The organism is Pseudoalteromonas sp. SM9913 (genome assembly GCF_000184065.1).
GTDB lineage: Bacteria > Pseudomonadota > Gammaproteobacteria > Enterobacterales > Alteromonadaceae > Pseudoalteromonas > Pseudoalteromonas tetraodonis.
Map to the genome: position 1 here is coordinate 3,291,790 of NC_014803.1, position 10,711 is coordinate 3,302,500.

A 10,711-nucleotide genomic window follows, 5' to 3' on the forward strand; every position below is an offset into this window, starting at 1 on the left:
TGCATAACAATATTAGCTAATAAAAAAACCCTGCAAATTTGCAGGGTTTTTAATAATTCGAGTTTAATGACTTATATGTATTAAGGCTTATCTTTTTCTCCAGCCGCTCCATACGTCATCTTCTTGGTTGGATTTTTTCTTCTTTTTCTTACCTGTGCCTTCAGGCTTTGCCATTGGCTTATCGTTTTTAAGTGCTTGTGCTGCATCAAGATTGCCTTGGTTTACCGCAAAACCCGTTACTTCTTCACGCTCTAAACGAAGTTTGTTTTTCTTTTCAATGATTCTAAAGTGATGGAAGTCGTCATAATCAATTAATGATAACGCTAAACCAACTTCACCAGCACGGCCGCTTCGGCCAATACGGTGCATGTAATCAGCAGGGCTACGCGGTAAGTTAAAGTTAATTACTACTGGTAGCTTTTCAATATCTAAACCACGGGCTGCAATGTCGGTGGCAATTAGTACTTCTATTTCGCCAGCTTTAAATTTTTCAATTACGCGAGTACGCTCACTTTGACCTTTATCACCATGGAATACTTGTGCGTTCACGCCGCGTTTTTCAAGCTTGCTGGCTAAGTGCTCACAATCTTTTTTAGCATTGACAAAAATCAGCGCTTGGCGCCATTTATGCTGCTTAATTAAATGCGCCAAAACCGTGGTTTTTTCACCTTTATTAACCGTAAATACACGCTGTACTAAAGTGCTTTCGTCTTTGCTTTGAACTTGTATTTCAACAGGATTGGTTAACAGCTTTTGTGTTAATTGTGTGACTTGCTCTGGGAAAGTCGCTGAAAACAACATGGTTTGCTTTTTAGCCGGCATTAATGCCAATAGCTCAGCAAGCTCTTCAGTAAAGCCAAGGCTTAACATGCGATCAGCTTCATCAAGCACTAAGGTTGAAACTTTATCAAGCTTAATAGCATTGCTTGATATTAAGTCGAGTAAACGCCCTGGGGTTGCCACGATGATATCAGCACCGCCGCGAAGTGCTTGCATCTGGGTATTAACCGACACACCACCAAATACCGCCACCGTTTTAATGGCGCCATTAAAATTAGCAGAATACGATTTAACACTATCGGCTACCTGCACTGCCAGCTCGCGAGTAGGTACCAAAATAAGCCCTGTTACAAAGTTGCCTTTGCTCGCTGCTTTTTTAGCACCTTGCGCTAAAAATAGCGTTTGTAGCATAGGCAAAGCAAAGGTTGCTGTTTTACCTGAGCCGGTATTTGCCCCCGCAATTAAGTCACTCCCCGCCAAGATACTTGGAATTGCTTTTGCCTGAATCGGCGTAGGTTGCGAGTATTCAAGATCAGACAAACGAGCAATTAGCTCTGGAATAAGGCCAAGTTCGTTGAAATTACTAGGATTTGCGGATGAGGTCATAAAAGGTGCGGGCTCATTACTAAAAATAGCCTGTAATTTTAGCGCATTTACTGTCCGTTAAGTAGGGGTTAGTGATTTAAATCTCTTTATGGATAACAGCTGCGCGATTCGCGCAACAAGTTACGAGCAGGTTTCTGATATTTTTAGATAAGAGCTTATCCCACACTTTGTCATAAAAGACTTGTTTTGGTAGGTCTCTACTATTCTAAGATACAAAGTGACCTGCACGCTCAACTAACTCAGGGTAATGTATTATTGAAAACTCTTGATTTTGATTCCAACTAAAGTCATGTAAGATCATATCTCCAAGTTCTTCAGTACCTCTTTGAATTTCTGTAGATTTAACTCCACTTTTTCCTAATAACTTACTTATAACACTGATAATCTTACCTTCCGAAGCTACCTTTGAGTACAAATTCGACTCAGGATTATTCATTTTATTAATAAATATATCCCAATTTTGCTGGTTAGTATCAGTTCGAAACTTATTTTTCCACATTGGAATCGTGATTTTATACAATTCTGGCTTACTTATTTTTAATATCGCTAAAAATGCTAATGGTAATGTATACAATCTTTCTTTAGTCGTTAATTGAATAGCTTGAAGAATCTTAACTGCCTGCTCAATATCACGTAAACCTGCATCACATAAAACCGCAGTTTGAGCCAACAAATAAGCGTTACCATTATTATGTACAGCAATTAACTTATCATCACTAATAAGCTCTGTTTTCCATAAGTACTCTGAGTAAGACAAGCGATTTGGTGACGGTAGATGATAAATTTGATCGAAAAATCTATTTAGGTATTTTTTAGATTCAAAATTATTACCATAAATAGCCTTGATCGAATGACTTAATTGCTCGGAGGCGGTAGCTACCACAAAGTAAACGCGGGGTATTTGGAATAAATGTTTAATCGTCTCGAGTAGTTCAATAGCATAACTAGGCCTACATCTATCGAGTTCATCTACGAATATAAAAATTGGTTTTTTATCATTACCCGCCTTTTTAGCGATCGCCTCTAAATTAACCTTAAAAGTAGTAATACTACTTTCAATACTATCTTGATGTTCTAAAGCAATATTTGTTGCTTGAGTTGTTAGCCCTTCAACTAATTTATTTGTATCTTTTTTATCTATATTAGAAGCTTTGTTTTCCTCACCATCACTCTCAATTAATTCGTTTATTTGATCGAGAGAGTTGCCTGTCAATCTTTTTGCTATAAAGGATAAAAGCAATGGAGCAGCAGCAAGCTTAAATTTATTCCATTTAGTTTTTTGGCTTGCATTAGCCTTTTTATCAAAAAAGGGTTTTAATTCTTTATCAATAGCAGAAATAAAACCAAGCAAAGGGTTATCTGTAAAGTCCTTCTCCCAAGCGTTAAAATAAACAACTTCACAACCTTCAAATTTTAAATCTCTTCGCCAGTTTGTAAGAAAATAGGTTTTACCAAACCCCCACTCTGCATCAATATTTAAAACAAAAGGCTCATCTTTTTTTATTGTAAATCGATTGAGTAAGTATGCAGTTAGATACTTTGCATCTTCCTTTCTATTTAGCTTATCGTCATTCCATGGTGCCATTTTCAGAGTTCCTGATTTTGTTTATAGATATATCGTCATTGAATCATAAATAAACAAACTTTAACTTCTATTAAGAATAACTAGCTTATTTAGATTCTGCTTTAGCGACCATTACTAAGTTCTGCTTGTAACCTAGCCCTAGTTTCTTTTAAGTAATTTATATAAGGATATGAGTCATTTGCAATTGCTAGAGCAGATTCCATATTTTCAAGCGCTTGACGAGTATCACCTTGCATTTCATAACCGTAGGATAAGGCTGAAAGCGCATCGACTGATTTTGGGTAGTTTTTTATATTGTACTTAAACACCTCTATAGCGAGGTTAAACTGCTTGCTGTCCGTTAGGTTGTAACCAAGTAATCTAACAGCACGATCTGGTGGAGATATCTGCTCGCCCCATTGTTGAGATAATGTTTTGTAATAAACATCAATAGAGGCTACATCGTCAGTTAAAGCACTTATAGGCATTTGTTTAGGTAAAAATAAGTTGTAGTAGGCATTAAATACGCCAGCAGCAGCGGTTAAGTTATGCGAGATACCATCAAACGCATCACTAGAGAAGCGTAACCCTGGCACTTTATGTGATTGCAGTGATTGCTGTAATTCATCATACCTTTCACGCATTATGCCGGCTTCTTCGCCAATATTAATGTAAACGTAATTGTTAAGTTCTTTCGTTTTAGTTATAAACGATTTTGTGCTTTTTACCATTGCGCCATAGTTCCACCAAACCGCAGGGCTATAAGCAATGTGCGCTTGAAATAGTTCGGGATTTGCCTGCAAAGCATATAGCGCAAATACACCACCAGCGGAGGCGCCAGCAATCACTTTATAGTCATGCGTACGATAATTTTTATTAACGAGAGGAATAAGCTCTTGTTCAAAGAACGCTAAAAATTTTGCTGCGCCGCCCCCTTCACCGACAGGACCTTGCGGCTCTTTATTCACTGTAGGATAAAAATCTCTAAGTCGATTAGTGTTTTCAATAGCGACAATAATAACCTCTGGAGCACGATTATCATTTTGTAAACGCTCAATAACAGCACTCGCAAGCGGTATATTACCCGCCCCATCTAAGCGATAAACAACTGGGTATACCTTATTTGGCTGAGCTTGGTAGCTTTTAGGCAATTGCACGACAACTGTGCGTTCTTCGTTTAAAACAACCGATTTAATAGTATGTGTGTACTGAGAGTAATCTGTACTTTGCTGTTTAGTGCCAGATTGTGCAAAGGCACTTTGTGAACTAAAAATACTAAAGCTAACAAAACAAATAACGGTTAATAAACGCATGACTAATCCCTTAGAGAATAAAATAATAAGTTACTTAAGCTAACAGAGTTTCAGGCACAAAAAAAGCGCCTTAAGCGCTTTTTTAACATTAATAAAAATCTATAACCATTTGATTTTACTCAACTGTAACCGATTTTGCTAAGTTACGTGGCTGGTCAACATCTGTGCCTTTAATGACCGCTACATAGTACGACAGCAACTGTAGTGGAATTGTATATACAACAGGGGCAATTACGTCATCTACGTGGTTTACGTTGATTACACGCATTGTGTCGTCTGACTCAAAGTGTGAATCTTTATCAGCGAATACATAGATGATGCCGCCACGTGCACGTACTTCTTCTACGTTTGATTTAAGCTTTTCAAGCAATTCATTGTTTGGGGCTACAACAATAATTGGCATGTCGGCATCAATTAGCGCTAATGGGCCGTGTTTAAGCTCACCTGCTGCGTATGCTTCAGCGTGAATATATGAAATCTCTTTAAGCTTAAGCGCGCCTTCCATTGCGATTGGGTATTGCGACCCGCGACCTAAAAACAGTGAGTGGTGCTTGTCAGCAAACTCTTCTGCAAGGTCTGCAATGCCATCAGCTAATAGTAGCGTTTCTTCTAATTTAGCTGGAAGCAATTTAATAGCGTTAACAATCGTACTTTGATCTAATCCTTTTTCTTGCGCAATAGACGCAGTAAGCATTAACAAACCAACAAGCTGCGTAGTAAATGCTTTAGTAGATGCAACGCCAATTTCAGCACCAGCTTTGGTCATAAAGGCAAGGTCTGATTCTCGTACAAGCGATGAGCCTGGTACGTTACAAATAGTCATTGACCCCATATAACCTTGCTCTTTAGCTAAACGCAGTGCAGCTAAAGTATCAGCCGTTTCACCTGACTGTGAAATCGTTACTAGCAGACTATTTTCGTGTACAAACGATTGACGGTAACGGAACTCAGAGGCAATTTCTACGTTACAACTAACACCTGCAAATTGCTCAAGCCAGTAACGAGCAACCATACCTGAGTGGTATGACGTACCACAGGCAATAATTTGTACGTGTTTTACGTCTTTAAATATTTGCTGTGCGCTATCGCCAAAAGCATCAATCGCTACGCGGTCATCGTTTAAACGTCCTTCAAGGGTGTTACGTACTGCAAGTGGCTGCTCATAAATTTCTTTTAGCATGTAGTGACGGTAATCACCTTTGCCTGATGCATCTTGTGTGATGTTTGATTCAACAACTTCACGCTCAACCGCGTTGCCATCTGCATCAAAAATTTCTACAGTGTCGCGAGTAATACGCGCTACATCACCTTCTTCTAAGAAGATAAAGCTGCGAGTCACTGGTAATAATGCAAGTTGATCAGAAGCAATAAAGTTTTCACCAAGGCCTAAACCAATAACTAACGGGCTACCTGAGCGAGCTACAATAATTTCGTTATCATTCGCTTTATCAAACACAACGGTACCAAATGCACCTTCAAACTGCTTAACAGCAGCTTGAACTGACGCTAATAAAGTGGTGTGCTGCTGACGTAACTGATGAATTAAATGCACCATGACTTCAGTGTCGGTGTCTGATAAAAACTCGTAACCGTCGCCTTTAAGTGCTGCACGCAAGCTTGCGTGGTTTTCAATGATTCCGTTATGTACAAGTGCTAATTGATTGCTTGAAACATGTGGGTGAGCATTGGCTTCAGTTACACCGCCATGAGTCGCCCAACGAGTGTGTGCAATACCTGTGTGGCCGCTAACACCAGCTTGTTCAAGTGCTGACTCTAAGTTTACAACCTTACCAACTGCTTTAACTGTATTAAGTGTATTGCCTTCAAGTAAAGCTACACCTGCTGAGTCATAACCGCGGTACTCAAGACGCTTAAGGCCTTCAACTAAGATTTTATTTACTGGACGTTCTGCAACAGCCCCAACGATTCCACACATAGTGTCTCCATTAATTTTTTAATTCTAGCAACTTACGTTTTAGTTGCTATTCCATAATTTCTGCGCAAATTAGTTTTACACCACACGCCTCTATGGCTGCACGTTTATCACTTGCTAAGCCACTGTCGGTTATTAATGTGGTTACTGTTTGCCACGGTAATTCTAAATTTGGTATTTTTCGGCCAATCTTTTCTGACTCAACCAGCACAATAACTTCGCGCGCCGCTTTAGCCATCACTTGGCTTAATCCAACAAGTTCATTAAACGTGGTTGTTCCACGCGCTACATCAATGCCATCAGCACCAATGAATAGCTGATCAAAATCATATGAGCATAGAACATTTTCAGCTACTTGCCCTTGAAACGATTCTGAATGCGGATCCCACGTGCCACCTGTCATCAAAAGTGTTGGTTCATTTTCAAGTGCTAATAAACGTGTTGCCACTTTAATGGCGTTAGTCATAACAACTAACCCCTGCTTGGTAGCTAACTCAGGGATCATCGCTGCAGTAGTGCGGCCGCTGTCAATAATAATGCGGTTATGATCTTTTATAAGCGCCGCTGCTGCCTTAGCAATTGCTACTTTGCGCTTAGAATCGATCTCATCGCTTACTATCTCTTTTGGTAGCGCAATAGCCCCACCATAACGGCGCAGCAACAAGCCACTTTTCTCAAGCGCGGTTAAGTCTTTTCGAATGGTTACTTCTGATGTTTGAAACTGTTCAGCAAGAGTCTCAACGGCCACTTCACCAAGCTCATTTACTTGGCTAAGGATCAGATGACGGCGTTGCTGGGTGTTTCGTTTGGTCATTAAGTAACTGCTATTAAGTTTCGTTTCGAAAGTTAGGGGATTTTAAACGAAACATAATAAATGGCAAGTGAATGCATAAAAATAAAGCAGTTTTATTCAAATTATCATCATGCTTAAAGTAGGTTAAGCTAGGCACCATTATTTAAGTTAAACAAAATTGATATGCAGTCATTTAATAGTATTAGTAAAGAGAATCTAGCGCAGCGTAAAACTGTGCACGAAATTTGCCGCTTATTTAATAAAAGCCCCAGTAAAGGTAATTTAAAGCGAATAAAAGAATTATGCTCACACTGTGGTGATGGAGTAATTATTGAAGCGGGCTTTCATTGTGACTATGGCAGTCAAATACAAATTGGTGATCGTACTTTTATAAACATTAATTGCACTGTATTAGATGCACCAATTAATGAAGGTGTGATTACGATTGGTAGTGACTGCTTAATTGGCCCTAATGTTCAACTATTGGCCGTTTCGCATGCTGTGAACCCCACAGAGCGACTCAATAAAGAGAACTTTACAGCACCGATAATCATTGGCAATAACGTGTGGATTGGCGCGGGAGTTATTGTGTTAGCTGGTGTTACCATTGGTGATAACACTGTTGTTGGTGCGGGTTCAGTGGTAACTAAGAGCATTGCATCAAATACCGTGGTTGCCGGCAATCCAGCACGTGAAATAAGAAAGTGCTAAGGATCATCGTTAAGCCTTAGGCTCACATTTACCCTTATACCTCGAACCCGTATTTTCACTTTATTCCAGACGTAAAAAAGCCCGACTATTTCTAGTCGGGCTTTCTCTTATTTGGAGCCTGGTAATGTCCTACTTTCACATAGCAAATGCTACACTATCATCGGCGCTGTTTCGTTTCACTGCTGAGTTCGGCATGGGGTCAGGTGGGTCCAAAACGCTATTGTCACCAAGCAAATTTGGTGTAAGTTCGATTTAATCGACCTTACTAAAATTTGGAATTTCTGATAATAAAGTCTTCAAGTATCTACTTTAGTTATATTAACTTCTTCGCTTGTTTCACTATCACATAAAACGCGTTTGGCGTTGTATGGTTAAGCCTCACGGGTAATTAGTACAAGTTAGCTTAATGGCTCACACCACTTCCACATCTTGCCTATCAACGTTGTAGTCTTCAACGGCCCTTCAGAGACTTTAAAAGTCTAGTGAGAACTCATCTCGAGGCCTGCTTCGCGCTTAGATGCTTTCAGCGCTTATCAGTTCCGAACGTAGCTACCGGGCAATGCCATTGGCATGACAACCCGAACACCAGCGGTTCGTTCACTCCGGTCCTCTCGTACTAGGAGCAACCCCTCTCAATTCTCAAACGCCCACGGCAGATAGGGACCGAACTGTCTCACGACGTTCTAAACCCAGCTCGCGTACCACTTTAAATGGCGAACAGCCATACCCTTGGGACCGACTTCAGCCCCAGGATGTGATGAGCCGACATCGAGGTGCCAAACACCGCCGTCGATATGAACTCTTGGGCGGTATCAGCCTGTTATCCCCGGAGTACCTTTTATCCGTTGAGCGATGGCCCTTCCATTCAGAACCACCGGATCACTATGACCTACTTTCGTACCTGCTCGACGTGTCTGTCTCGCAGTTAAGCTGGCTTCTACCATTACACTAACCGTACGATGTCCGACCGTACTTAGCCAACCTTCGTGCTCCTCCGTTACTCTTTGGGAGGAGACCGCCCCCAGTCAAACTACCCACCAGGCACTGTCCGTAACCCCGATTCAGGGGCCAACGTTAGAACATCAAAACTACAAGGGTGGTATTTCAAGGACGACTCCACAAAAACTAGCGTCTCTGCTTCTAAGTCTCCCACCTATCCTACACATGTAGGTTCAATGTTCAGTGCCAAGCTGTAGTAAAGGTTCACGGGGTCTTTCCGTCTAGCCGCGGGTACACAGCATCTTCACTGCGATTTCAATTTCACTGAGTCTCGGGTGGAGACAGCGTGGCCATGGTTACACCATTCGTGCAGGTCGGAACTTACCCGACAAGGAATTTCGCTACCTTAGGACCGTTATAGTTACGGCCGCCGTTTACCGGGGCTTCGATCAAGAGCTTCTCCGAAGATAACCCCATCAATTAACCTTCCGGCACCGGGCAGGTGTCACACCGTATACGTCATCTTGCGATTTTGCACAGTGCTGTGTTTTTAATAAACAGTCCCAGCCACCTGGTCACTGCGGCTCCAATCAGCTTAAAGAGCAAGTCTCATCACCAATCGGAGCGTACCTTCTCCCGAAGTTACGGTACGATTTTGCCTAGTTCCTTCACCCGAGTTCTCTCAAGCGCCTTAGTATTCTCTACCTGACCACCTGTGTCGGTTTGGGGTACGATTCGGTATAATCTGAAGCTTAGAGGCTTTTCCTGGAAGTATGGCATCAGCAACTTCATCACCTTGGTGACTCGTCTCGTGTCTCAGCCTAACAGCAACCCGGATTTACCTAAGTCACTAGCCTACACACTTTCACATGGACTACCATCGCCATGCTTGCTTAGCCTGCTCCGTCCCCCCATCGCAATTATACCAAGTACGGAAATATTAATCCGTTTCCCATCGACTACGCCTTTCGGCCTCGCCTTAGGGGTCGACTTACCCTACCCTGATTAACATGGGATAGGAACCCTTGGTCTTCCGGCGTGCGGGTTTTTCACCCGCATTATCGTTACTCATGTCAGCATTCGCACTTCTGATACGTCCAGCATACCTCCCGGTACACCTTCAACCGCTTACAGAACGCTCCCCTACCACTCAGAATAAATTCTGAATCCGCAGCTTCGGTGCATAGTTTAGCCCCGTTACATCTTCCGCGCAGACCGACTCGACCAGTGAGCTATTACGCTTTCTTTAAAGGATGGCTGCTTCTAAGCCAACCTCCTGGCTGTCTGGGCCTTTCCACATCGTTTCCCACTTAACTATGACTTTGGGACCTTAGCTGGCGGTCTGGGTTGTTTCCCTCTTCACGACGGACGTTAGCACCCGCCGTGTGTCTCCCGGATATTACTTTACGGTATTCGGAGTTTGCAAAGGGTTGGTAAGTCGGGATGACCCCCTAGCCTTAACAGTGCTCTACCCCCGTAAGTATTCGTCCGAGGCTCTACCTAAATAGATTTCGGGGAGAACCAGCTATCTCCCGGTTTGATTAGCCTTTCACTCCTAACCACAGGTCATCCCCTAACTTTTCAACGTTAGTGGGTTCGGTCCTCCAGTTGATGTTACTCAACCTTCAACCTGCCCATGGCTAGATCACCGGGTTTCGGGTCTATACCTTGCAACTATTCGCCCAGTTAAGACTCGGTTTCCCTACGGCTACCCTAATCGGTTAACCTCGCTACAAAATATAAGTCGCTGACCCATTATACAAAAGGTACGCAGTCACCCAACAAGTGGGCTCCTACTGCTTGTACGTACACGGTTTCAGGTTCTATTTCACTCCCCTCACAGGGGTTCTTTTCGCCTTTCCCTCACGGTACTGGTTCACTATCGGTCAGTTGGGAGTATTTAGCCTTAGATGATGGTCCACCTATATTCAGTCAAAGTTTCACGTGCTCCGACCTACTCGATTTCACTTAAAATGCGTTTTCATGTACGGGACTATCACCCTGTATCGTGGCACTTTCCAGAGCCTTCCATTAACACATAATAAGCTTAAGGGCTGTTCCGACTTCGCTCG

The 10,711-nt window shown here is 42.2% G+C and carries 6 protein-coding genes and 2 rRNA genes (1 of these 8 cut by a window edge); 1 reads left to right on the top strand and 7 read right to left on the bottom strand.

The features are described from left to right. Nucleotides 1-87: 87 nt before the first annotated feature. From PSM_RS15120 to PSM_RS15140, 5 genes are all read right to left on the bottom strand, one after another. A complete protein-coding gene (locus PSM_RS15120; RefSeq protein ID WP_013466250.1) occupies nucleotides 88-1,386 on the bottom strand; it encodes a DEAD/DEAH box helicase in 1,299 nt (432 codons plus the stop codon). A 205-nt stretch (nucleotides 1,387-1,591) separates the two neighbouring features. Next, complete coding sequence (locus PSM_RS18305) at nucleotides 1,592-2,971, bottom strand: KAP family P-loop NTPase fold protein (RefSeq protein ID WP_013466251.1); 1,380 nt, start codon at nucleotides 2,969-2,971, stop codon at nucleotides 1,592-1,594. Between the two features lie 101 nt (nucleotides 2,972-3,072). Continuing rightward, the gene (locus tag PSM_RS15130) at nucleotides 3,073-4,263 is read right to left on the bottom strand and encodes an alpha/beta hydrolase-fold protein (RefSeq protein WP_013466252.1); all 1,191 of its coding nucleotides are present in this window, start codon (nucleotides 4,261-4,263) and stop codon (nucleotides 3,073-3,075) included. Nucleotides 4,264-4,378: 115 nt separating this feature from the next. Then, nucleotides 4,379-6,199, bottom strand: a complete 1,821-nt coding sequence (glmS, locus tag PSM_RS15135) for a glutamine--fructose-6-phosphate transaminase (isomerizing) (RefSeq protein WP_008112790.1) — start codon at nucleotides 6,197-6,199, stop codon at nucleotides 4,379-4,381. A 46-nt stretch (nucleotides 6,200-6,245) separates the two neighbouring features. Continuing rightward, nucleotides 6,246-7,010, bottom strand: coding sequence for a DeoR/GlpR family DNA-binding transcription regulator (locus PSM_RS15140; protein WP_016898983.1), 765 nt, complete (start codon nucleotides 7,008-7,010; stop codon nucleotides 6,246-6,248). A 162-nt stretch (nucleotides 7,011-7,172) separates the two neighbouring features. Between PSM_RS15140 and PSM_RS15145 the strand changes: the two genes are divergently transcribed. Next, the gene (locus tag PSM_RS15145; protein WP_013466255.1) at nucleotides 7,173-7,700 is read left to right on the top strand and encodes a sugar O-acetyltransferase; all 528 of its coding nucleotides are present in this window, start codon (nucleotides 7,173-7,175) and stop codon (nucleotides 7,698-7,700) included. Nucleotides 7,701-7,816: 116 nt separating this feature from the next. Here PSM_RS15145 and rrf read toward each other — a convergent pair. Both rrf and PSM_RS15155 read right to left on the bottom strand, forming a co-directional pair. Continuing rightward, nucleotides 7,817-7,931, bottom strand: a 5S ribosomal RNA gene (rrf, locus tag PSM_RS15150). Nucleotides 7,932-8,067: 136 nt separating this feature from the next. Continuing rightward, nucleotides 8,068-10,711 (bottom strand): 23S ribosomal RNA (locus PSM_RS15155); it runs 244 nt beyond the window's last position.

What these genes read in the sequence shown, in the direction of transcription:
- PSM_RS15120 (WP_013466250.1), bottom strand. Translation starts at nt 1,386, where the DNA reads ATGACCTCATCCGCAAATCCTAGTAATTTCAACGAACTTGGCCTTATT.
- PSM_RS15130 (WP_013466252.1), bottom strand. Translation starts at nt 4,263, where the DNA reads ATGCGTTTATTAACCGTTATTTGTTTTGTTAGCTTTAGTATTTTTAGT.
- glmS (WP_008112790.1), bottom strand. Translation starts at nt 6,199, where the DNA reads ATGTGTGGAATCGTTGGGGCTGTTGCAGAACGTCCAGTAAATAAAATC.
- PSM_RS18305 (WP_013466251.1), bottom strand. Translation starts at nt 2,971, where the DNA reads ATGGCACCATGGAATGACGATAAGCTAAATAGAAAGGAAGATGCAAAG.
- PSM_RS15145 (WP_013466255.1), top strand. Translation starts at nt 7,173, where the DNA reads ATGCAGTCATTTAATAGTATTAGTAAAGAGAATCTAGCGCAGCGTAAA.
- PSM_RS15140 (WP_016898983.1), bottom strand. Translation starts at nt 7,010, where the DNA reads ATGACCAAACGAAACACCCAGCAACGCCGTCATCTGATCCTTAGCCAA.